Source organism: Pseudomonas sp. P8_241 (assembly GCF_034008315.1).
Classification (GTDB): Bacteria; Pseudomonadota; Gammaproteobacteria; order Pseudomonadales; family Pseudomonadaceae; genus Aquipseudomonas.
Window position 1 is genome coordinate 2966891 of the sequence record NZ_CP125377.1, and the last position, 22151, is coordinate 2989041.

At 59.8% G+C, this 22151-nt stretch carries 18 protein-coding genes and 1 pseudogene; 15 read left to right on the plus strand and 4 right to left on the minus strand.

From position 1 onward, the window contains the following. Nucleotides 1-77: 77 nt before the first annotated feature. The gene (locus tag QMK58_RS13525; RefSeq protein ID WP_256220703.1) at nt 78-2027 is read left to right on the plus strand and encodes a methyl-accepting chemotaxis protein; all 1950 of its coding nucleotides are present in this window, start codon (nt 78-80) and stop codon (nt 2025-2027) included. A gap of 65 nt (nt 2028-2092) precedes the next feature. Continuing rightward, a complete protein-coding gene (locus tag QMK58_RS13530) occupies nt 2093-3028 on the plus strand; it encodes a LysR family transcriptional regulator (protein WP_053160862.1) in 936 nt (311 codons plus the stop codon). Here the strand turns inward: QMK58_RS13530 and QMK58_RS13535 are convergent. Next, entirely contained in the window at nt 3013-3441 is a 429-nt protein-coding gene (locus tag QMK58_RS13535; protein WP_413817428.1) for a GlcG/HbpS family heme-binding protein, read from the minus strand. The two genes, QMK58_RS13530 and QMK58_RS13535, sit on opposite strands and share 16 nt — an antisense overlap. Nucleotides 3442-3470: 29 nt before the next feature. After that, nucleotides 3471-4818, minus strand: a pseudogene (locus QMK58_RS13540) (metal-dependent hydrolase family protein). Between the two features lie 257 nt (nt 4819-5075). Between QMK58_RS13540 and QMK58_RS13545 the strand changes: the two are divergent. Continuing rightward, nucleotides 5076-5462: a nuclear transport factor 2 family protein gene (locus QMK58_RS13545; protein ID WP_320396433.1), complete on the plus strand. Its 387-nt coding sequence runs from the start codon at nt 5076-5078 to the stop codon at nt 5460-5462. A gap of 178 nt (nt 5463-5640) precedes the next feature. On the opposite strand, the gene QMK58_RS13550 is transcribed toward QMK58_RS13545, so the two are convergent. Further along, nucleotides 5641-6798 (minus strand): alpha/beta hydrolase family protein, encoded by a 1158-nt coding sequence (locus QMK58_RS13550; RefSeq protein ID WP_095152799.1) that lies wholly within the window; start codon nt 6796-6798, stop codon nt 5641-5643. A 59-nt stretch (nt 6799-6857) separates the two neighbouring features. Next, a complete protein-coding gene (locus tag QMK58_RS13555; RefSeq protein WP_320396434.1) occupies nt 6858-7820 on the minus strand; it encodes a LysR family transcriptional regulator in 963 nt (320 codons plus the stop codon). 277 nt (nt 7821-8097) lie between these two features. Here QMK58_RS13555 and QMK58_RS13560 point away from each other — a divergent pair, with 277 nt between their 5' ends. From QMK58_RS13560 to QMK58_RS13615, 12 genes are all read left to right on the plus strand, one after another. Further along, nucleotides 8098-9027 (plus strand): VOC family protein, encoded by a 930-nt coding sequence (locus QMK58_RS13560; RefSeq protein WP_095056001.1) that lies wholly within the window; start codon nt 8098-8100, stop codon nt 9025-9027. Between the two features lie 107 nt (nt 9028-9134). Continuing rightward, nucleotides 9135-9491, plus strand: a complete 357-nt coding sequence (locus QMK58_RS13565; RefSeq protein WP_053160856.1) for a Rieske (2Fe-2S) protein — start codon at nt 9135-9137, stop codon at nt 9489-9491. Nucleotides 9492-9632: 141 nt separating this feature from the next. Continuing rightward, nucleotides 9633-10757: an FAD-dependent oxidoreductase gene (locus QMK58_RS13570; protein WP_320396435.1), complete on the plus strand. Its 1125-nt coding sequence runs from the start codon at nt 9633-9635 to the stop codon at nt 10755-10757. A 56-nt stretch (nt 10758-10813) separates the two neighbouring features. Continuing rightward, the gene (locus QMK58_RS13575; RefSeq protein WP_320396436.1) at nt 10814-12511 is read left to right on the plus strand and encodes a DUF1302 domain-containing protein; all 1698 of its coding nucleotides are present in this window, start codon (nt 10814-10816) and stop codon (nt 12509-12511) included. A gap of 12 nt (nt 12512-12523) precedes the next feature. Continuing rightward, entirely contained in the window at nt 12524-13912 is a 1389-nt protein-coding gene (locus tag QMK58_RS13580) for a DUF1329 domain-containing protein (RefSeq protein WP_053160853.1), read from the plus strand. A gap of 62 nt (nt 13913-13974) precedes the next feature. Beyond that, nucleotides 13975-15069 carry a WD40/YVTN/BNR-like repeat-containing protein gene (locus tag QMK58_RS13585; RefSeq protein WP_320396437.1) on the plus strand — a complete coding sequence of 365 codons (1095 nt, stop codon included), beginning with the start codon at nt 13975-13977 and terminating at the stop codon, nt 15067-15069. Between the two features lie 4 nt (nt 15070-15073). After that, nucleotides 15074-17548 carry an efflux RND transporter permease subunit gene (locus QMK58_RS13590; RefSeq protein ID WP_320396438.1) on the plus strand — a complete coding sequence of 825 codons (2475 nt, stop codon included), beginning with the start codon at nt 15074-15076 and terminating at the stop codon, nt 17546-17548. Continuing rightward, nucleotides 17538-18785, plus strand: a complete 1248-nt coding sequence (locus QMK58_RS13595; protein WP_320396439.1) for an MFS transporter — start codon at nt 17538-17540, stop codon at nt 18783-18785. The genes QMK58_RS13590 and QMK58_RS13595 overlap by 11 nt, the downstream gene beginning before the upstream one ends. 13 nt (nt 18786-18798) lie before the next feature. Further along, entirely contained in the window at nt 18799-19380 is a 582-nt protein-coding gene (locus QMK58_RS13600) for a cupin domain-containing protein (RefSeq protein WP_053160849.1), read from the plus strand. Further along, on the plus strand, nt 19377-20360 hold the full coding sequence (locus tag QMK58_RS13605) for a fumarylacetoacetate hydrolase family protein (RefSeq protein ID WP_053160848.1): 984 nt from the start codon (nt 19377-19379) through the stop codon (nt 20358-20360). Before QMK58_RS13600 ends, QMK58_RS13605 begins: the two co-directional genes overlap by 4 nt. A gap of 10 nt (nt 20361-20370) precedes the next feature. Beyond that, nucleotides 20371-21369, plus strand: coding sequence for an NAD-dependent epimerase/dehydratase family protein (locus QMK58_RS13610; protein ID WP_053160847.1), 999 nt, complete (start codon nt 20371-20373; stop codon nt 21367-21369). Then, nucleotides 21353-22147 carry a cyclase family protein gene (locus QMK58_RS13615; RefSeq protein ID WP_053160846.1) on the plus strand — a complete coding sequence of 265 codons (795 nt, stop codon included), beginning with the start codon at nt 21353-21355 and terminating at the stop codon, nt 22145-22147. The genes QMK58_RS13610 and QMK58_RS13615 overlap by 17 nt, the downstream gene beginning before the upstream one ends. Nucleotides 22148-22151: the final 4 nt, after the last annotated feature.

The following is a 22151-nucleotide window of genomic DNA, read 5'->3' on the forward strand; positions in this document are numbered from 1 at the left end:
TCAACCTGCCCCGATTAAAACAATAATGGGGTTCACTCGATGGCTGATCGCTCTATCGCCGCACACAGGCCGAGCAAGTGAGAATCCATCGATTGGGTGCTTCGCTGAACCGCCTTAGTGTCGGCGGCAAGTTAACGCTCGGCTTCGGTCTGGTCCTGATCTGCACGATGGGCATGGCGCTCACCGCCTGGTATTCGGTGCGGGTAACGCAATCAAGCACCACACAGTTACGGGAGCTGGATCGCCAGAAAGCCAGTCTTGCCCAGGCGCGGCTTGCAGAGCGGGATTTTGGTTTGCTGCCGTCACGAGAATCGGCTGCGCAGGTCGAGGATTCTTTACGTCAACTACAAGTCGGGCCGTCGCTTGCTCTTTCGGGAGAGCGTTTCAAACAGACGCTCGCCCAGTCAACCGACCGTTACCTGAAGGCATTTCAGGCCTATGCCGAAGCGCGCTACCAGGCGATTCGGGCGAGGCTGCGCATGCAAGTGCTGGCGGAAACGACAGGGCAGCGATTCAGCGAAGTATTCCTCGACCAATTAGACGATATCAACCTCAATCTTGAGCAACACCAGCTGCCCCAAGCGCAGTCAATGCAGCAGTTGGAAGAGGCGGTTGCATTGCGCGAACGCTTGGCCAATCTGCGTGACAGCGAGCTGTATTTTTCCCTCGATCCGCAAAACCGATATCGGGACGACTGGGTCAACCGGGTCAATGAGCTTGCCAGCGCGCTAGGTAGTCTGAATTCGCAGCTCGATGGCGATCGTCGTCGTGCACTGGATGAGGCCAGCGCAGCGTTGGCCGAGTATCGCGAGGCATTTCTGGGTTTTGCCAGCAGCGGTGAGCAGGCCATGGCGCAACAAGTGAGCATGTCGGTGTCCGCTGAACAAGTGACGATGGTGTTGGAAACCGAGCGAGCGAGGGCTGCACAATCTTATGAATTACTCCAAAGACGTCTGGATCAGCAACTTGCAGTGATGGTGCTGCTTGCCGTGTTGCTCAGTGTCGGCGCGTGCCTTTTGATCCAGCGTTCAATTGTTTCGCCACTGAAAATGATGCTGGGACTGGCGCAACGGGTGGCTGCGGGAGATCTGAAGGACCGTCCCGCGCTGCTTGATCGACAAGATGAGTTGGGCCAGCTCGGTAGTGCTATTGACCTGATGTTGCAGGCGCTGCGCCATCTTGTGGGGCGAATCGGCAGCGACGTGCAACAACTGGACGCTGCGGCCGTCTCGCTGGGTGCAATGGTCGATCGCACAGGGCAGGGTGTGCGCGCACAGCGCGAGCAGACCGCCGAGGTGGTTGCGGCCATGCAGCATATGACCCAAGCGGCGGCGCAGGTCAACCAGCAAGTCGCGGGAAGCCAGGCGAGCCTGGGCGATGCTTGCAAGCTGATTCATCATGGCGACGACCTGGTACGACAGGCGAGTCAAAGCCTTCAGCGGCTATCGCGGGAAATGACCAGCAGTGTGGGTTCCATGCAATTGTTGCAGAGCGAAAGCCAGGCTATTACCGGTGTGCTGGATGTGATCAGCGCACTCGCCGAACAGACCAATCTATTGGCCTTGAATGCCGCCATCGAAGCAGCGCGAGCCGGTGAGCAGGGTCGCGGTTTTGCTGTAGTGGCCGACGAGGTTCGGGTGCTCGCCAGTCGAACGCGAGCATCGACTGGCGAGATCGACAGCATGATTCAACGCCTCTGGAAGGTCACAGGCGACACCGCAACCAGTCTTTTCGACAGTCAGCGACGGACTGCCGAAGGCGTTGAGCTGACAGTGCGCGCAAGTCAGGTCCTGGGTGCGACTACCGAGGCCATCTCGCGAGTTGAATACAGCGGACAGAGAATTGCCCACGCCGCAGCATCGCAACATGACATAGCCTGTCGAGTCGATGCAGCGCTTGGGCAGGTGGACAGGGTCGTAGAGCAAAATGCCGAGGAGTGTGCTCGGCTGGAGACAGCGAATGGCGACTTGCAGCGCCTGAGCGTCAGCCTTGGTGAAGCGCTAGGGGCGTTTCACCGCGAGACCTGAAGCACTCACGCTGGGTGTGATCAGCGACGTAGTTCAAACACCTGAAAACTTAAACTGGATACGACATGCGTTATCGACGTCTTGACTTGAACCTGCTGGTCGCCTTGGACGCCTTGTTGAGTGAATGTAGTGTCAGCAGGGCCGCCGAGCGATTGTGCCTGGGGCAGTCGGCAACCAGTTCGGCGCTCGGACGTTTGCGTGAGCATTTCAATGATCCGTTGCTGGTCCAGATTGGACGGCGTCTGGAGCCCACGGCGTTGGGTCTGGAACTGCTTCCCAAAGTGCGTGAAGCGTTGGCTCTGACCCGTGAGATTGTCGATGCACCGGTCAATTTTGAACCGGCCAGTTGCACTCGGCACTTCACTTTGGTGGCTTCCGACTACGTAGCTGGCGTCCTGCTGCCAGCCGTCAGTCTTGAGTTGGCCCGAATCGCACCAGGTGTGCGCTTGAGTCTGCGGGACATGCCTGTGCCGCGTGACGGTGACGTGGTCAGCGAGGCGCTCGACTATCGCCGCAGCGATTGTGTGATTGTGCCTCAGCGGCGATTGAACCCGGCTTACCCTCATATCCCGCTGATGAACGACGAGCTCTGTTGTATCGTCTGCGCTCGGCAACCCCGGTTCGCCGAAGGCTTGAGCCTGGCCGACTATTGCGAGGCGGAGCACGTGGTACGCGAGTTTGCCGATGGTCGAAATCTGGCGATGGATGCAGCGCACTTGCATGAGTCGGGTGTTCATCGCCGAGTGGCAGTGGCCCTGGAAAGCTTCGTGTTAATGCCCGAATTCATCGTCGGTACTGCCCGGATCGCCACTGTGTTTCGCCGCCAGGCGCAGCGCTTCGCTCAACATTATCCGTTGCGTATTCATCCGGCACCGCTGGCATTTCCTGATGCCGTTCAGGTATTGCAATGGCACCCTTATCAAGATCATGACCCGGCGATGGTGTGGTTTCGCGGCCTGTTATCGCAGCAGGCCGCATTGCTTGATCAGCGCACTGCCTGATCACCGGTATCCGCCACCAGCGCAGCCTGTTCAATAGCCTGTAAAGCGCAGCGCTCGTCGTTGTCCGAAGTGTCGCCGCTGACGCCAATGGCGCCCAGAATCAGTCCCTCGGCATTGCGAATCAACACGCCTCCGGCGACGGGAATCACTTCGCCGCCGGTCAGGCTGTTGATGGCGTCGAAGAACGCCGGCATCGCTTGTGCGCGTCGGGCCAGTTCGCGCCCGCCAAGGCCCATTCCCAGGCAACCCCGTGCCTTGCCGGTGGCGATCTGTGGTCGAAGGAAACTGGCATGTTCATCACGCAAGACTGCCAGCGGATGACCCGCACTATCCAGCACGGCCACGGCAAGAGGGTTGATGCCCGTTTCTCGAGCGATGCGGATGGCCTGGCTGGCGATGTTGGTGGCGGTCATCAGGTCGAGTTGCTGCAGGGTGTTGGTCCTCATTGTGCCCACTTGCCCAATTGGGTCACGCGGTCTCGGGTGTAAAGATCAGTCCATTTCAGCGAGTTGAAATCAGAGACCTGTTTGGGGTTGTAGGGGCTGCGCTCCATGCGCACGGACTGGCCAGCCTTGTACACGGCTTTAAGGCGAGAGCGGTCTTGCAGGATGCGGATGTCGTGCAACGGCGAACCGTCGAGCAACAGGAAGTCTGCTTGCTTACCCACTTCGAGGGTGCCGATGGTCTCACCGCGTGGCATGCAGCGCGCACCGACGTTGGTGGCGGCATACAGCGCTTCTGCGGGTGTGAAGCCCAGCCGGGTGACCAACAGTTCCAGCTCACGAGCGTGCCACTCGCCATAGGGCGTTACCGCAAAACCGCTGTCGCTGCCACACGCGAACGGCACACCTGCCGCCTTGGCGCGTTTGAGCACGGCCGAACCGACTTCCAGCGTGCGGGCACAGTAACCGGCGTAACCGGTGCTGATGGCTGGATCATGGGGTTGGCAGAAGTCCACGGTGTTTTGCGGGAAGGTCATGGTCGGCGCGAGAATGCTGCCGGCTTCGAGCAACGCCTCGATACAGGCGTCGTCCATGTAGAAGGCATGGAACACCAGATCGACACCGGCGCGTGCGGCGTACATCACAGCTTCTCGGCCATAGGCGTGGGTTGCCACTTTGCAGCCCAGGCGGTGGGCTTCTTCGACCATCTCATAGGTTTCTTCGGCGGTGAACGCGGCGATGATTTCGCCGTTCGGGCGGCGGTGGGTGCCGTCCATGGCGATCTTGATCAGGTCGACGCCATCCTTGGCCTGTTTGCGGATTTCAGCCAACGCTTCGCTGCGACTGGTGACCAGCCGCGCAGTGAAATACTCCGGAGCACCTACCCGACTCGGAAACCAGTCGTTGAGGCTCTGTCGATTGGTGATGACCCGGCTGCTGGCGGCAATACGTGGGCCCTCGAACAAACCGGCAGCGATCGCGTTGCGCACAGCGATGCTGAGTTGGCCACTATCGCCCGGGCAGACCATGCTGGTCACACCGGCGGCCAGCACATGTTGGGCGAAGAACATGCCACGCAGCGCACGGAACTCGTCGCTGGTCCAGATATCAATGTCTTCTTCGCTCTGGCGCTGGCCGAAGGAAATGGGTGTGCTCCTCCACCGGGCCCAGCATGACAAAGTTATCGCAAGGAACCTTAAGGGTGTCTCCCGGTTGCGTCTGCGGCGCGAGGGCGGTCGGGCCGACGTACGACAGCAGGCCGTTTTCCACGATAAGGGTTTGCTGTTGACGGGTTTGCAGACCGGTACCGTCGAACAGGGTCTGGCATTTCAGGTGTAGGGCGGGCATGGCGTTTCACTGTGTGGGTTGTTATGCAAAGCGAAGCTAGGGCAGGGCCATGCATGCCACCAGCAACTTGCATCAATGCTCGCGTATTGATGGCGTCAATAGCGGCTGTACCTCAGCGGTGCCGGGGCTTTGCGTTGATGAATAACAGCAAGGGCCGGGTATCGCGAGTCACGATGGTTGGCATCGTGATCGGCGATTTTTTTTGAGCCTGATCGGGGGCTATGGTGCGCGCTCTTCATCCACAGAGAGCAGTCCCCATGACCACCGCAACTGTAAAAGCTGAACTTCTGGCACTTGAGCAAGAGCGCCGCCGGGCATTGGTAGAGGAAGACCATTCGCGTGTGGCGCAGTTGTTCGCCGATGATCTGGTGTACGTACACACCACGGGATTGGTACAAGGCAAGGCGGAGTATCTGGACTATGCGAAAAGCGCCGTAGACTATCTGGACATTGAGCGCGGCGAACTGCTGATCCGCTTCTATGGCGAGCATCTTGCCGTCATGACGGGACCGCAGTGCAACACGTTGCGCAAGCGCGGTGGTGACCAGTCGATTCGTGGTGAAGGCTTTGCTACGCAGGTCTGGGCGTTTGGCGAGCAAGGGTGGCAGATCACCTCCTTCCATGGTACCCGAGCACCCAACTGAGCTCGTTCGGCGCTCGACAAAACGCCATCGCCGGCAAGCCGGCTCCTACAGGATCGTGGGTGAATTCGGATTGTTTGGTACCACACAAATCGGTAGGAGCCGGCTTGCTGGCGATGGCGATGGCGATGGCGAATGTGACATCGCCATCGCTGGCAAGCGAGGTTGTAGAGGACGCAGCTTACGCGGTGTGGCCGCCTAATGTTTCGGCAATCCAGTCGGCGATGTATTGGCCCGCGTTGATGCTGTTATCGAAGCTGGAATGCTGCACGCCACCTTCGCGTTCGGTGAAGATTTTAAGCTCGCGTTTGGGGCTGTTGACCAGTTGCTCGTACGTGCGATGTGCCCACTTCAATGGAATCTGTGAGTCCTTTTCACCGTGGGTCACCAGGAATGGAACCTTGATCCGGTCCAGTACGCCATCCAGGTGCACGTTTTCGGAGATGGCCATGAACTCATCCATATCTTTCGCCCCCCACACCCAGCACACGTGCGCCCAATAGTGCGGAACGGGGAAGCTGCCTTCTTTTTCCAAGCGACGTTTTTGCACATCGCGCCAGTCATGGTTGGCGCCCCACACCACACCGCACGCAAACCGTGGTTCGAAAGCGACCGCACGCGGGCAGTAATAGCCGCCGAGCGAGACGCCCTCCAGGCCAATGCGTTTGGCATCCACATCGCTACGGCTTTCCAGCCAGTCGACCACCCGACTGGCCCAATGCTCGCTGTCGAAACGGGCGACCAGATTGTGCAATCGCAGCGCTTCTCCTGTGCCGGGCTGATCGATGATCAATGATGAAATACCGCGCTTCGCCAGCCACGCTGGCAGCCCGACGCGATATTTCATTTCTTTGGTCGAATCCAGTCCATTGACCTGCACCAGGATCGGGGCCGGACCGGTCACGCCTTCGGCACGTACCAGCAAGCCGGAAATATGTTTGCCCTCGTAGGGGATTTCTACGCGCTCACAGTTCTCGCGAGACAGTTCGATACCGCGTTTGAACGTCTGCAAAAAACGCTGGTACAGCTCTGTCCGGCCCGGCGCGCCGTGGGCCTGCAAACGTTCGCAGGTCAGGTAATAGGTGGCGGCGCGGTTGTACTTTTCACCAGCAGACAGCAGCCGGCCATTGCCTTCATCTTCTTCAGCAAGGCCACAGAGTTTGTCGGCCATCTTTGCCCAGGTTTCGCGAAACGCCTTGGTTCCAGCGGCATCGGGTTGCTGGGCGGCTTCCTGTAGTGGTGCGCACATCTCTTCAATTTCGCCCATGCGGGCGCCCATCTCGATGGCCAGGTCGACGGAGAGATTCCATACGTAATTGGTCGGGAAGTAACGGAACATGGTTGTTGTTGTCCTTGTGGTTGCCTTGTCGTTCACAAGGCACGTTAAGGACGCCCCGGCTAATTAGCCAATCGTGACTCCGGATGGGAGGTATCGCGAGCGGCGATATGATCGTGTTCAAGATGCTGGATGAATGCGCTGATGCGTTCGCGCAGCCAGCGGTGCATGGGGTCACCGTCGACGCTGCGGTGCCAGAGCATGAACTCGCACATGACCGGAATCTTTACCGGTGGATTGAGGATGCGCAGTGGCAAATGCTCGGCGTACAACCGTGCCAGGCGTTGGTGCATGGTGGCGATGCGCTGGGTACCGACGACCAGTTGCGGCAGGGTGTTGAAGTCGTTGGTGATGACTTCGATACGGCGATTGAAACCGTACTGGTTCATGAACCACTCTTCGATGCTCAAGTGCCGGCTGCGACCAAAGCCGACAGAGACGTGGCCCATGTCCATGTACTGCTCAAGGGTCAGGCTGTCGCCGACCTGGGTATTGCCTTGCCAGACGACGCAGACGTGATCTTCTTCGAACAACAGCTGGTGAGGGTGGCCTTCGATGATGTAGCGCTCAGGCACGATCATTAGATCGACCTCGCCACGAATCAGCAAATCAGCGGAACTGTCACCGGGGCCGATCATTTCGAAGGTGATGTTGGGCGCTTCCTGATGGATCTTCTGTATCACCTGGGCAAACAGCACGCTGATCAGGTAGTCCGAAGTCACCAGGCGGAAATGACGTTTGCTGGTCGTAGGGTCGAACACCGGCTTGGCAGTGATCGACGACTGGATCGTCAACAGCACTTCACGGATGGGTTTGGCAAGCTCTTGCGCGTAAGGCGTTGGCTGCATTTTACGCCCCACTTGCACCAGCAATTCGTCTTCGAAATAGGTTCGCAGGCGTCCCAATACCCCACTGGTGGCGGACTGCGTCATGTGCAGGCGTTCGGCGGCACGGGTGATGTTCTGCTCTTCAAGCAATACATCGAGTGCGACCAACAGGTTCAGGTCCAAGTGGTTGAAACGCATCAGGCATATCCGCTGTTGTATTTATTTTCGCGATACATTCCGGTTAATTCATCGTCCCGTCAACCCCGTCCGTCTGCCGTTATCCCGCGCACTCAGGTATCGCGTTTGCCGATAGGTCGCATCCTCACTCGCGATTAGTCAACTGCCAAACCGCACGGCAATCTTCGCCGCAGTCGGACTTGTTGCCGACACCACCACCGGATTCCATGCATCGCTGAGTGCGCTTGCGAGCCGCCAGTGTCTGCTTCCGGATACTAATTTCAATGGAGTGGTAGCGATGAACATCATTGGCCTTGATGCCCTGATTTTTGGCGTCGATGACATCCAAGCCTGTACCGATTGCCTGCGTGATTACGGCCTGGCGCCGGTTGACGTTGACAGCAGCGGCGGGCGTTTTGAAGCACTGGACGGTACGGCCGTGATCATTCGCCGTGCGGACGATCCGACGCTACCGATTGCCATCGGCCCGGCGCCGTCGATTCGCGAAACCGTTTACGGTGTTGCCAGCGTGGCTGACCTCGACGCCATCGAAGACGAGTTGGCGCGAGACCGTCAAGTCACCCGTGAAAACGGCGTGCTGCACAGCGTCGACGACATGGGATTTGCCATCGCTTTCCAGGTCACCGTCCGCAAGTCCTATGTCGCGCCAGACGATTTGACCAACGCCGCCGGCCACGCGCCACAACGTCCGCTTAACCAACCGGGCATCACCCTCGAGATGAGCGCCACGCCGCGCACGCTGTCGCACGTGGTGTATTTCGTCCCGGATGCCGCCAAGGCCGAAGCGTTCTACGCCGAGCGCCTGGGTTTTCGAACCACCGACACTTTCATCGGGGCAGGGCCATTCATGCGTCCGGCGGGGTCCGATGACCACCATTGCCTGTTCATGATCCAGACTCCGCCGCACATGAAGGGCTGCGAGCACTTCACGTTTCACATGGGCAGTGGCACTGAAGTGTTGTTGGCCGGTACACGCTTCGAACAAAAAGGCTGGACCAGTTTCTGGGGCCCTGGCCGTCATCTCTTTGGCTCCAACTGGTTCTGGTACTTCAACAGTCCGCTGGGCTGCCACATCGAATACGACGCCGACATGGACAAACACGATGACGCCTGGGAGGCGCGCCGCGCACCACTGTCGGCGGATAACTCGCAGTTGTTCCTGTTCACCTCGAAAGAAAAATGGGCGCCGGGCGGTCCGCCCCGGTAGGAACGAGCAAGCTCGCGATGGAGGCAAACGATGATGCGGGGAGCCTGATGCCCCGCGGTGCTCTCAGGTTTTTCGCGAACAGGCTCGCTCCAACAAAGGTTTCCGTCATGGATCACAGCGATTTTTTCCTGTGCCGGATGGACGAATTGGCAGAAGGGCAGGCGCGTGGATTCGATCCATCGCAGCGCGGCAGGGACACAGTTTTTGCACTGGTGCACCAAGGGCAGGTGCGGATTTATCGCAACAGTTGCCCGCATCTGGATGTACGCCTGGAGTACCGCAAGGACCGGTTTTTGTCGGCTGATGGTCAGTTGATCGTCTGTTACGCCCACGGTGCGCAGTTTCTTCCGGACACCGGCGAATGTGTCTACGGCCCGTGTCTGGGCCAGCGGCTGGACGCGCTGTCATGGCATCTGGAGGAGGGCTGGGTGGTATTGGAAATGCCTGTAACGACGGCGATATGAGGGGCAGATGAGGTATCGCGTTTGGCGATACATCGCATCCCTACTCGCGATTAGTCAAATCCCTGCTTTGACGAGAAGCTGGGCCTAACGACGCAGTGCCCGGCGCTGCATCGAATCACAAGAATAAAAAGTGAGTACACCATGAGTGCAGTGAACAAAGTTCTGATCGTGGGCGGTGGTATTGGCGGCTTGTGTGCAGCCATCGCACTGCGGCGCAAGGGCATTGAAGTCGACCTGATCGAACTCAAGTCAGAATGGACCGTTTACGGTGTCGGGATCATCCAGCAAAGCAACGTCGTTCGCGAAATGGCCAAGCTGGGCGTGCTCGACGGTTATCTCGATGCGGCGTATGCCTTTGAAGACGTCGCCATCTATGGCCCGGCCGGTCAGCAATTGGCACGCATTCCGGGCCAGCGCCTGGCAGGGCCTGCCTACCCGGCGAACGTCGGTATCTCACGCCTGGCACTGCATAAAGTCCTCAGTGAAACGACGCTGGAACTGGGTGCCAAAGTACGCCTTGGACTCAGTGTGGAATCCCTGAACGATCTGGGTGACAGCGTCGACGTGTTGTTCACCGACGGCAGCCACGGTAGTTATGACCTGGTGGTGGGTGCCGATGGTTTGTTCTCCAAAGTGCGCGATTTGCTGTTTGGTGACACGTACACACCCAGGTTTACCGGCCAATCGGTATGGCGCTACAACTTTGCGCGCGACCCGCAAATCGATCACCTGGCCAACTATCAGAGCGCTGACGGTAACGCCGGCCTGGTGCCGCTGGCCGGTGACTTGATGTACCTGTTCCTCACTTCTCACGAACCGTCCAATCCCTGGATGGACCCGCAGACGCTGGCCGAGCAGATGCGTCAGCGCTTGCAAGGCTTTACCGGCCTCATCGGCCAGTTACGTGAACAAATCACCGACAGCAGCCAAGTGGTTTACAAGCCAATGGAAGTGGTTTTCGTCAATGAGCCTTGGTACCGCGGCCGCGTTTTGTTGATCGGCGACGCCGCCCATGCGACGACGCCACACCTGGGTCAGGGGGCGGGCATGGCGATAGAAGATGCCATCGTGCTCAGTGAAGAACTGACTGGCGACGGCAGTATTGAGCAAATTCTCCAGCGTTTCATGGAACGCCGTTTCGAGCGCTGCAAGTTCATCAGCGAAAGCTCGGTGCTGGCGGGCGACAAGGAAATGCAACACGACCGCGAATTCGACCGCATCGGCCTGGTCAAGCAAATGCTTGCGCGCACGGCTGAGCCGATCTGATTCGACAGGGCCGTCACCCACAGCAGTTACCACTATAAAAACAAGAGGTTAACGCGATGGTTAGCTCCATGACTGCGACGCTTGCGCGCCGCCCGGTCTGCACTTCTGCACCCTTTGGTTTCTCGTTGGCCGCAGCGTTGGTGCTGTGCAGCCAGGCTGCACACGCCTTTCAGGTGGATACCGGCAATCCGGATTTCAGCCTGCGTTGGGACAACACCGCCAAGTACAGCGCCGCATGGCGCGCCCAGGATCCCAGCAGCAAACTAAGTGAGGGGCGGGTTGCGCTCAATCAGGACGATGGCGATCGGGCGTTCAAAAAAGGCTTGATCTCCAACCGCACGGATATCCTTTCCGAGCTGGACATGTCGTTCAAAAACGTCGGCGCGCGCCTCAGTGGCGCCGCCTGGTACGACACTGAATATCAGCAAGACAACGATAACGACGATCCGGCGCGTGCCAACGCCCGTTCCGTGGCCTACGACGAATTTACCGATGACACCCGCCACCTGCATGGCGGTGACGGTGAATTGCTCGATGCATTCGTGTACTGGAACGGCGAGCTGGCCGATCACGCCACGTCCGTGCGCGCCGGCCGCCACGGCTTGATCTGGGGTGAGAGCCTGTTCTTCGGGGCCAACGGCATTGCCGGTGGCATGGGCCCGGTCGACGTGGTGAAGGCGCAGTCCGTACCCAACACCCAGTTCAAGGAAATCACCCGTCCGGTCAATCAACTCTCGGGGACGTTTCAGCTGACCAACGACGTGTCGCTCGGTGCCTACTACCAGCTCGAATGGGAAGAAACACGCCTGCCGGGCGCAGGCAGTTACTTCTCCACCAGCGACACCATTGGTGAAGGCAACGAACGCTTGATCGTGGGCGCGCCATTTCCCCCATTCCTCGGTGGCAATCCCGGCAGCCCGGCTGCTTTTTTCCACGGCAATGACAAGGAGGCAAGAAGTTCGGGGCAGGGTGGCCTGCAGTTGAAATACAGCGCGGAAACCGTCGAGTACGGCCTCTACGCGATTCAGTACCACGACAAAACCCCCAAGCTTTACCTCAAGCCCTCCAGCGGTGCACCGAATTTCAGCACGGGCCAGATCGGCGAGTACTACTGGGTTTACCCGGAAGACATTCGCGCATTCGGCACCAGTTTTTCGACCACCGTCGATGAGTACAGCTTCGCCGGTGAAGCGTCGATGCGCTGGAACATGCCGCTGGTTTCCAACGGTCAAACCGTCTTGCCGGGCGTTGTCGCCGATAACGATGACGATGCCCTGTACGCCGTGGGTCGTACCGCTCACGTCAACCTCAACGTGTTGGCTTCGTTCGGCCCCAACTTCATTTCCAGGGAATCGGGACTGGTCGGTGAGATCGCCTGGAACCGACTGCTGAGCGTCACGAAAAACCGCGCTGCGCTTGACCCCAACGCCACTGATGACGGCCTCGGATTCAAGATGGTTTACACCCCGACCTACCGCCAGTTTTTCTCCGGCATCGATATCAGCATTCCAATCGGCGTCAGCTATTTCCCGTTGGGCAAGTCGGCCGTTGTCAGCTCCTTTGGCCCGGATAACGGCGGCGACATGAACATCGGCATCACCGCCACTTACCTGGATCGCGTCACCGCCGGCCTGACCTACACGCATTACTACGGCGCCGAGGACACCAACCTCAACGCGGCCAGCCAGTTCAATTACAAGCAATCGCTGAAAGACCGGGACTACCTGGCTTTCTCCGTCAAGACCACGTTTTAAGAGGACTTGCGCATGACCTACAACAAGAAATCCGGAGCCTTCAAGCTCAAAGCCCTTTGCCTGGCACTGCTCGGCAGCCTGGCCATTTGCAGCCAAGTAACACTGGCGGCGACGGCTGAAGACGCGGCCAAACTCTCGAAAAGCCTGACACCCTTCGGGGCCGAGCGCGCCGGTAACGCCGACGGCTCCATTCCCGCCTGGGACGGTGGTTACACCAAAGTCGATCCCTCGTTCAAGGAAGGCGGCAAGCGCACCGATCCGTTCGCGGCAGACAAACCGCTGTTCAGCATTACCTCGAAAAACCTTGCGCAATACGCAGGCAAACTCAGCGACGGCACCAAGGAAATGTTCAAGCGTTTCCCGGACACGTATCGCATCGACGTTTACCCGACACGCCGCACCGCTGCAGCACCGCAGTGGGTGTATGACAACACCCTGAAAAACGCCACCCGCGCCAAACTGGTGGATAGCAGCGCCGGTCCGGTACCCGAAGGCGCCTTTGGCGGCATCCCGTTTCCGATCCCGCAAAACGGCGCCGAAGCCATGTGGAACCACGTGTTGAATTGGCGCGGTACCTCGGTGTCGATGCATTTTCGGCACTACCTGATGACCGCCGACGGCAAGCAGGTCATGACCACTGACGGTCAGGCCATTCAGGAGATGCCGTATTACTACCAGGAAGGGACACCAGAGTCCTTTGCCGGTGACTACTGGATGTTCCGACTGCTCAACGTCGGTCCGCCATTGCGCGCCGGTGAACAGATCATGGGCCGTACCAACATCAACGGCGACCTGTCCCAGGCGCACGTTTACCTGACCGGCCAACGTCGCGTGCGCAAGCTGCCGAATGCCTGCTGCGACACGCCGACCCCGGCGACTGCCGGGGTGATGTCGTTCGACGAGTTGAGCGTATTCCAGGGTCGCATGGACCGCTTCAACTGGAAGCTGGTGGGCAAGCAGGAGATGTACATCCCCTACAACACCAACAAAGTTCAGGCCGCTGCCAAACCTGAAGACCTGTTTCTCGCTCACCACATGAACCCGGATTACGTGCGCTGGGAATTGCACCGGGTGTGGGTTGTGGAAGCGGACCTGGCACCGGGCAAGCGCCACCAGTTGCCGAAGGGCCGTTATTACCTCGATGAGGACACCTGGCAAGCCATGCTCGGCGACCGTTGGGACGCCAATGGTCAACTGGCCAAGACCCTGTGGTCCTTGCCGGCAGTACTCCCTGACCTGCCTGCGCAAGCGCAATTGTCTTCGGGCTTTTACGACCTGACCTCCGGCGCCTGGTTTATCCAGAACGTCTACACCGGTCAGCCCGAGCAGTACGGCATGGTGGATCGCTACAAAGCCTCCGAGTTTTCGCCGGCGGCGATGGCGGGTGCCGGGGTTCGTTAAGACGGACCGGATCGCGGTTTGCGAATCGTGATCCGGTTTCAAAAGGTTTGTCGAGGTCGGTAATGAACAGATTCTGTCAGGTGGTGGGTCGGCTGATGTGCCTTGTGGCTTTGCCGTTGTGCCAGGCGCACGCCGCTGCGGTGAGCGACGCACTCGAAACGCCGGCGATGCAGGCGCCGCAAGCGAAATCCGCGGTGTTGCTGGACCTGGCACGGGCGGGCGCGCGGCTGGTGGCAGTGGGTGAGCGGGGCATTGTGTTGCTGTCCGATGACAACGGCGTCAGCTGGCGTCAAGCGACGGTGCCGGTCTCGGTCAGCCTTACGGCGGTGCAGTTCGTCGACGCCCAGACGGGCTGGGCCGTCGGGCATGCGGGTGTTGTATTGGCATCGCGTGACGGAGGTGAGCACTGGGTGGTGCAACTGGATGGCCTGCGTGCCGCACAGCTTGAGTTGGCTGCCGCGCGCCAACAACTGCCCTCGGCCAACGACCAGGATGCCGCCGCCGCGCGTGTGCAAACGGCTGAAAGACTGGTGGGTGAAGGCGCTGACAAACCGTTTCTGGCCGTGCAGTTCGTCGACGCCCGACACGGTCTGATTGTAGGGGCGTACGGCCTGGCCTTTCGCACCGACGATGGCGGCACCACCTGGCAATCCATCGCGGGGCAAATCGATAACCCCATGGGCGCGCATTTGTCCGCGATCACTCAACAGGGGCAACACTGGTTCCTCGCCGGCGAGCAGGGCTACCTCGCGCGCTCCGACGATGCGGGCCAATCATTCAAACAGTTGGAAAGCCCTTACATGGGGAGCTACTTCACCCTGCAAATGCGCGACGACGGTGTGTTGCTGGTGGCCGGGTTGAAGGGCAATGCGTTTGCCTCCCGCGACCTGGGCCAGAGCTTCCAGCCTGCGCCGGTCTCGATGCCGGTGTCTTTCAGCGATGCCATCCGTACCGACGATGGCCAGTTGTTGCTGGTCAATCAGAGCGGCGCCTTGTTTCGCACCAACAGCCAGCCCGGCGCAACGCTCGTGCCCTATGGCAAACCGCTCGGCAAGCCCGTCTCCAGTGTTATCCAGGCCGCCGATGGCAGCCTTACGCTGGCGGGATTCACTGGTTTGACGCGCCTGTCGCCGTCAAACGCCAACGCTTCGGAGTGAGGTTATGAAGTCTTTCGACAACGCCACGGCCAGCCTGGCGAATTTCGATCCACGCTCCGGTTCAGTGGTGGAACGCACGCTGTTCAATCACCGCCTGTGGGTCCTGCTGGTGTGTGTGCTGACGACCCTGGTATTGGGTTATCAAGCCACCCGTATCGAGCTCAATGCCAGCTTCGAAAAGATGATCCCCACACAGCAGCCTTACATTGCGAACTACCTTGAGCATCAGAAACAGCTCACGGGTTTGGGTAATGCCCTGCGGATTGTGGTAGCGAACAAACGAGGCGACATCTACGACGCCGAGTACCTGAAAACCCTGCAGGCGCTGAGCGACAAGCTCTACCTGCTGCCGGGTGTCGACCGTGCGTACATGAAGTCGCTATGGACACCGGCCACGCGCTGGGTCGCGGTGACCGAAGATGGCCTGGATGGCGGTCCGGTGATCCCGGACGACTACAGCGGCACCGCTGCCAATCTCGATGCGCTGCGCCGCAACGTGCAACGCTCCAACGAACTCGGTCAACTGGTGGCTTTCGACCAGGCCTCCAGCATCATCTACGTCCCATTGCTGGCAACCACCACCGATGGCAAGCCGCTGGACTACGCGGTGCTGTCCGAACAACTGGAGACCCTGCGCAGCACCTATCAAAGTACCAACATCGAGATTCACATCACCGGTTTCGCAAAAAAAGTCGGCGACCTGATTGCCGGCCTGAAGCAGATCCTGCTGTTCTTCGCCGTCGCGATCCTGATCACCACGGCGGTGCTGTTCTGGTACACCCGTTGTCTGCGCAGTACGGTGCTGGTGGTGTTGTGCTCGCTGGTGGCGGTGGTCTGGCAGCTCGGTCTGCTGCCATTGCTGAATTACCAGCTGGACCCGTACTCGGTACTGGTGCCGTTTCTGGTGTTTGCCATCGGCATGAGCCACGGCGCGCAAAAAATGAACGGCATCATGCAGGACATCGGGCGTGGCATGCACCGGGTGGTGGCTGCGCGATTCACCTTCCGGCGCCTGTTCCTCGCCGGGCTGACAGCGCTGCTGTGTGACGCCGTAGGTTTTGCGGTACTGATGCTGATCAAGATCCAGGTCATTCAGGACCTCGCCGTGATCGCCAGCATTGGCGTGGCCGTGCTGATTTTCACCAACCTGATTTTGCTGCCGGTTTTGCTCTCTTATGTCGGCGTGACGCCGCGTGCCGCACAACTGAGCCTCAAGAGCGAACAGGCCGAGCAAAGCGGGCAGGCGCGCCATGCGTTCTGGCGTTTTCTGGACCTGTTCACTCATCGGCGCTGGGCCAGCCTGTGCATTGCCATCAGCCTCGCCTTGGCAGCACTCGGCTTTCTGGTCAGCCTGCAACTGAAAATTGGTGACCTCGACGCCGGTGCGCCGGAACTGCGTGCGGACTCGCGTTACAACCAGGACGATGCTTTTCTGACCCGACATTACGGCGCCAGCAGCGACCTGTTCGCGGTGATGGTGAAAACCCCGGCCAGCAGTTGTGCGCGCTACGACATCCTGGCCAAGGTCGATGCCCTGGACTGGCAACTGCGCGCTTTGCCAGGCGTGGATTCGACCAACTCGCTGGCGCTGCTGAACCGGCGCATGCTGGTCGGGCTCAGTGAAGGCAACCCGAAGTGGTACGAGCTGCAGAACAATCAGGCGATGCTCAACATGATCACCGCCAGCGCGCCTCGGGGCCTGTACAACGAAGATTGCAGCCTGTTGACCCTGTACGCCTACCTTACCGACCACAAGGCCGAGACGCTGACCCGCCTGGTTGAGCATGTGGAAAAGTTTGCCGCCGAGAACAACACCGACGAGGTGCAGTTCCTGCTGGCGGCGGGTAACGCCGGCATCGAAGCGGCGACCAATATTGTGGTCAAGCAAGCCAATCGCGAAATGCTCGTCTGGGTCTACGGCGCGGTCATTTTGCTGTGCCTGATCACCTTCCGCTCCTGGCGCGCGACGGTGTGCGCGGTGATTCCGCTGATGCTCACCTCCATCCTCTGCGAAGCCTTGATGGTCTGGCTGAACATCGGCGTCAAAGTCGCCACGCTGCCGGTCATCGCCTTGGGCGTCGGCATCGGGGTCGACTATGCGCTGTACGTGATGAGCATTCTCCTGGGTCATCTGCGCCAAGGGGCGAGCCTGTCCGAAGCCTATTACCGCGCACTGGTATCCACCGGCAAGGTGGTGATGCTGACCGGAATCACCCTGGCCATCGGCGTGGCGACCTGGACGTTTTCACCGATCAAGTTCCAGGCCGACATGGGCGTGCTGCTGGCCTTCATGTTTGTCTGGAACATGGTCGGTGCATTGGTGTTGCTGCCCGCGCTGGCGTACTTCCTGTTACCCGCAAGCCGCAATGCACAGGACGCCGTTGTATCAATGCCGGTGACCCATATGGCGGGGGCCGAGCCAGCAGTGGTCGCGGACGTTCATCACCTGCGCCTCAAGGAGCACTGCCATGGTCGCTGATACCTTTGTAAAACCCATCCGTCAGGCCGGTTTGGCGCAGTCGATGTTGTTGCTGCTCGGCAGCTGCCTGCCAGTGTTGGGTGCAGTGTTGCTGGCCCCGGTGTTGCCGCGGATGCAGGCGCACTTTGCTGGCGTCGACGGCAGCGCCGTACTGGTTCCCATCGTACTGACGCTGCCAGCGTTGGTGATTGCCTTGCTGGCGCCGTTCGCCGGGCTGATCGCTGATCGCCTTGGGCGCAAGCCCTTGTTGCTGGCGAGCATGCTGCTGTATGTCCTCTGCGGTGTGCTGCCGCTTTGGCTCGATTCACTGCAGGCCATCGTGCTCAGCCGGGCGGGTATCGGTTTGGCCGAGGCGGGCATCATGACCTGCTGCACCACGCTGATGGGCGATTACTACAGCGGTGCCAGGCGCGAGCGTCTGTTTGCCTTGCAGATGGTCGCCACGTCGTTGTCGGCTGCTGTATTCATCGCGTTGGGTGGCTTCCTGGGTCAAAACGACTGGCGCACCCCGTTTGCGTTGTACGCCGTGGGTTTGATTTTCCTGCCGCTGATGGCCTGGAAGTTGTGGGAGCCGCAAGCCCGCCCACAAACCGGGCAACCCCTGCAATCGTTGCCAACCGGGAAGTTTCCGTGGCGTGCGCTGATGCCTATGTATGTGCTGTCACTGTTGGCAGGTTTGAGCCTGTTTATCGTGCCGGTGCAGGCCGGTTATCTTCTCAATCTTCTGCAAGTAGATGCCCCGCAACAAATCGGTATGACCATGGGCGCCAACCAACTGGGCGTGCTGATCGGTGCGCTGAGTTTTCGTTTGTTCAGCGGGATGCGTGGGCACCACATGCTGCTGATCGCCTATGTGCTGGCAGGTATCGGCGGGTTGCTGATGGCTGAGGCCTTGACCCATGTGCAGGTCGTGGTCGCAGTGACCATCAACGGCTTGGGCATTGGCTTGATGTTGCCGACGCTGATCACCTGGATCATGGCGCAAGTCAATTTCCATCAACGCGGGCGGGCGGCGGGGTGCTTTACCGCGGCCATCTTCGCCGGCGAATTTATCAGCCCCCTGGCGGTTCTCGCCTTGACCCATGGTGACGCCATGGCGCTGCCCCGTGCGTTAGGGATTGTGGGCGGATCGCAACTGCTGGTGGCGGTGTTTTGCCTGGCCGTACCCAGGCTCGGCGGTCTGTTGCAGCACGCGAATGTTGTAGTCGGTGGCAAGACCATTGGCGACGGAAACTGAACGAGGATTTTCCATGCAAGCGCTTCCTGAATTCAAACGAGTGGTCACCGGCCACGATCAGCAGGGCCAGGCCATCGTCGCCAGCAGCGGACCCACGCCGAACGTGTTCGCGCTATCGGCCGTGCCGGGCACCGTGTTTTACGAACTGTGGAACAGCAGCACCAGCCCGGCTTTGCTCGACAACGCCAGTGACCCAAGCAGCAAGCCCCTACAACTCAGTCCCGGACCACAGGGCAGCGTCATTCGCGTGGTGGATATTCCACCGGACAGCGTGCAGAACCAGGTCAGCGCCGAAGATGCCGCGGCGGTGTTTGCTGAAATCGGCGAGTCCCAAGCGGGCACCGGTCAACACGACTCCAGGCATAAATTGATGCACCGCACCGAGACCCTCGACTACGGCATCGTCACCGAAGGAGAGGTGTGGCTGGTGCTGGATAAGGAAGAGGTACACCTCAAACGCGGTGACGTGGTGGTTCAACGTGGCACCAACCACGCTTGGAGCAACCGAACCGAAGCGATGGCGCGCATGGTCTTCATTCTGCTTGACGGGCGTTTCGCCGCTGAGTTGAGCAACGGCAAGGGAGCATCGGCATGAAACTCGCCACACTGAAAAACGGCAGCCGCGACGGTCAGCTCGTCGTGGTCTCGCGGGATCTCGCCCGGGCAGTGGATGCCCGTTCCGTGGCGCTCACCCTGCAACAGGCAATCGAGAACTGGAGCACTATCGAGCCTCGCTTGCAGTTGCTGTCGGCTCAGTTGAATGCGGGCGAGGCGGCGGATGCCTTCGCCTTCGATCCCGCCCAGGCGATGGCGCCATTGCCTCGCGCTTATCAATGGTGCGATGGTTCGGCATTTCTCAGTCACGGTGCGCTGATGCAGAAAGCGTTCAACCTTGACCCCATCGACGGGGTCGAACACACGCCGCTGATGTATCAGGGCGCCGGCGACGACTTCATTGGCGCACGCGACGATATCGCGCTGCCGAGCGAGAGCCAGGGCATCGATTTCGAGGGCGAGTTTGTCGTGCTGGTGGATGATGTGCCGATGGGCTGCGCCGCCGAGGTGGCACAACAACACATCAAACTGATCCTGCAAATCAACGACGTCAGCTTGCGCGCCCTGGCCCCTAGGGAAATGAGCACGGGGTTTGGATTTTTGCAGGCCAAGCCTTCCTCCAGCTTCGCTCCGCTGGCCATCACACCGGACGAACTGGGCGACGCCTGGCGCGACGGGCGTGTGCATTTGCCTTTGCAGGTGCACTGGAATGGCCAATGGTTTGGTCATCCGCACGGCGGACAGATGAACTTCAGTTTTGGCCAGTTGATTGCCCATGCCGCGCTCACTCGCAGGCTGCGAGCGGGCACGCTGATTGGTTCCGGTACGGTCTCCAATGCCGAAAGAAGCGCGGGATCGGCGTGCATTGCCGAGCGGCGCGCCATCGAGATGATCGAACTGGGTGCCGCACAAACCGGCTTCATGCGCTTTGGTGACCGCGTGCACATGGATGTCACCGGCAGCGATGGGCAGTCGCTGTTCGGTGCAATCGATCAATGCATCGTTCAGGCCCAAGGCTGAGGAGCGCTTTATGCGTGTGTTGATTACCGGTGCCAATGGTTTTGTCGGACGTGAGTTGGTGCGTTGTCTGCTGGCGCTCGGCAGCTTGCGAGGGCAGGCCATTGGCTCGTTGCTAGTGCTGGATAAAGACTTGCAGGACTTACCGGACGACCCTCGTCTTCGTCGTCATTTCGGCAGCGTGACGGATCTGGCCCTGATGCGTCGGGTATTGGCCGACGGCATTGATGTGGTGTTCCATCTGGTGAGTGTTCCCGGTGGCACGGCAGAAGAGCAGTACGACCTCGGCTACCAGGTCAACCTGCTGGCCAGCCTGGAATTGCTTAATCAGCTGCGCAACAAAACCCATCCGCCAGTTTTGGTGTATGCCAGCAGTGTTGCGGTGTACGGCGGTGTTCTACCCGCACGGATGAACGAGACGGCCGAGTTGCGTCCCGAATTGTCCTATGGCACGCACAAAGCCATGGTGGAAAGCGCCATTAGCGATCTTTCCCGGCGCGGCGATGTGGACGGTCGTGTGTTGCGCCTGCCAGGCATTGTCGCCCGACCTCGCGAACCCAATGGATTGCGTTCGGCATTCATGAGCGACCTGATGCGTGCCTTTGCCAGCGGTGAGTCTTATCAATGCCCGGTTTCTCCAGAAGCGACGGCGTGGTGGATGTCTGCCCGTTGTTGCGTGAACAACCTGATCCACGCCGCCGAGCTGCATGGCGCCTTGCTCGGGGTACACCGGGTGTGGCAGTTGCCGGTTCTGCATTTGTCGATTGCCCAGGTGATCGACGCATTGGCCGAGCGTTATGGGCAGGAGCGCCGCGCATTGATCGGCTTTGTGCCGGACGCGCGACTGGAAGCGTTGTTCGGACGTATGCCGCCATTGAAAACACCGCAGGCGCGCGCCGCCGGATTCAACCATGACCGTAACGCTGCCACGTTGGTGCGCAACGCCCTCAATCCCTCGAATTCCAGACATATGCCGCTGACCGGAGACACCTTTCATGTCGCAGCCAACTAAGCCAAAACGTCGCCTCGTCGACTTGTCTGTCACCCTCGACAACAACCCCTACACCGATCCGCCACCGTTGCTGCCGAAGATCGATTACATGGATCACCAGCAAGGCTGGCCGGAAATGGCCGCGATGTTTCCCGGCTTGCAACTCGAGCAGATGCCGGGCAACGAATCCTGGGCCGCCGAGCGACTGCACATCACCACTCATAGCGGCACGCACATGGATGCTCCATGGCATTACGCTTCGACCACTGACGGCGGGCAACCGGCTTTTGGTATTGATGAACTGCCGCTCGATTGGTGCCTGCAACCGGGTGTGAAGCTGGATTTTCGGCACATGGCCGATGGTCATGTGGTAACCGCCGACGAGATCGAAGCGGAACTGGCTCGAATTGGCCACAGTTTGCAGCCGCTGGACATCGTGCTCATCAACACCCGTGCCGGCGCGTTGTTCGGTCAGCCGGGTTATCTCGATGCCGGTGTGGGAATCGGTCGTGAAGCCACGTTGTACCTGCTGGAACGCGGGGTGCGGGTCGTTGGTACCGACGCCTGGAGTTGGGATGCGCCGTTCAAATACACCCGTGAGCGGTTTGCTGCCGATGGCGATGCCTCGATTATTTGGGAAGGGCACAAAGCCGGACGCGATATCGGTTACGGGCAAATGGAAAAACTCGCCAACCTGGAATCCCTGCCGTCCAGTGGCTTCGTGGTGTCGTGTTTCCCTTACAAAATCAAGCACGCATCGGCCGGGTTTGTTCGGGCGGTGGCGATATTCGAAGAGTAGGGCG

What these genes read in the sequence shown, in the direction of transcription:
- QMK58_RS13575 (WP_320396436.1), top strand. Translation starts at nt 10,814, where the DNA reads ATGGTTAGCTCCATGACTGCGACGCTTGCGCGCCGCCCGGTCTGCACT.
- QMK58_RS13600 (WP_053160849.1), top strand. Translation starts at nt 18,799, where the DNA reads ATGCAAGCGCTTCCTGAATTCAAACGAGTGGTCACCGGCCACGATCAG.
- QMK58_RS13590 (WP_320396438.1), top strand. Translation starts at nt 15,074, where the DNA reads ATGAAGTCTTTCGACAACGCCACGGCCAGCCTGGCGAATTTCGATCCA.
- QMK58_RS13610 (WP_053160847.1), top strand. Translation starts at nt 20,371, where the DNA reads ATGCGTGTGTTGATTACCGGTGCCAATGGTTTTGTCGGACGTGAGTTG.
- QMK58_RS13555 (WP_320396434.1), bottom strand. Translation starts at nt 7,820, where the DNA reads ATGCGTTTCAACCACTTGGACCTGAACCTGTTGGTCGCACTCGATGTA.
- QMK58_RS13585 (WP_320396437.1), top strand. Translation starts at nt 13,975, where the DNA reads ATGAACAGATTCTGTCAGGTGGTGGGTCGGCTGATGTGCCTTGTGGCT.
- QMK58_RS13615 (WP_053160846.1), top strand. Translation starts at nt 21,353, where the DNA reads ATGTCGCAGCCAACTAAGCCAAAACGTCGCCTCGTCGACTTGTCTGTC.
- QMK58_RS13560 (WP_095056001.1), top strand. Translation starts at nt 8,098, where the DNA reads ATGAACATCATTGGCCTTGATGCCCTGATTTTTGGCGTCGATGACATC.
- QMK58_RS13595 (WP_320396439.1), top strand. Translation starts at nt 17,538, where the DNA reads ATGGTCGCTGATACCTTTGTAAAACCCATCCGTCAGGCCGGTTTGGCG.
- QMK58_RS13565 (WP_053160856.1), top strand. Translation starts at nt 9,135, where the DNA reads ATGGATCACAGCGATTTTTTCCTGTGCCGGATGGACGAATTGGCAGAA.
- QMK58_RS13530 (WP_053160862.1), top strand. Translation starts at nt 2,093, where the DNA reads ATGCGTTATCGACGTCTTGACTTGAACCTGCTGGTCGCCTTGGACGCC.
- QMK58_RS13570 (WP_320396435.1), top strand. Translation starts at nt 9,633, where the DNA reads ATGAGTGCAGTGAACAAAGTTCTGATCGTGGGCGGTGGTATTGGCGGC.
- QMK58_RS13605 (WP_053160848.1), top strand. Translation starts at nt 19,377, where the DNA reads ATGAAACTCGCCACACTGAAAAACGGCAGCCGCGACGGTCAGCTCGTC.
- QMK58_RS13545 (WP_320396433.1), top strand. Translation starts at nt 5,076, where the DNA reads ATGACCACCGCAACTGTAAAAGCTGAACTTCTGGCACTTGAGCAAGAG.
- QMK58_RS13535 (WP_413817428.1), bottom strand. Translation starts at nt 3,441, where the DNA reads ATGACCGCCACCAACATCGCCAGCCAGGCCATCCGCATCGCTCGAGAA.
- QMK58_RS13550 (WP_095152799.1), bottom strand. Translation starts at nt 6,798, where the DNA reads ATGTTCCGTTACTTCCCGACCAATTACGTATGGAATCTCTCCGTCGAC.
- QMK58_RS13580 (WP_053160853.1), top strand. Translation starts at nt 12,524, where the DNA reads ATGACCTACAACAAGAAATCCGGAGCCTTCAAGCTCAAAGCCCTTTGC.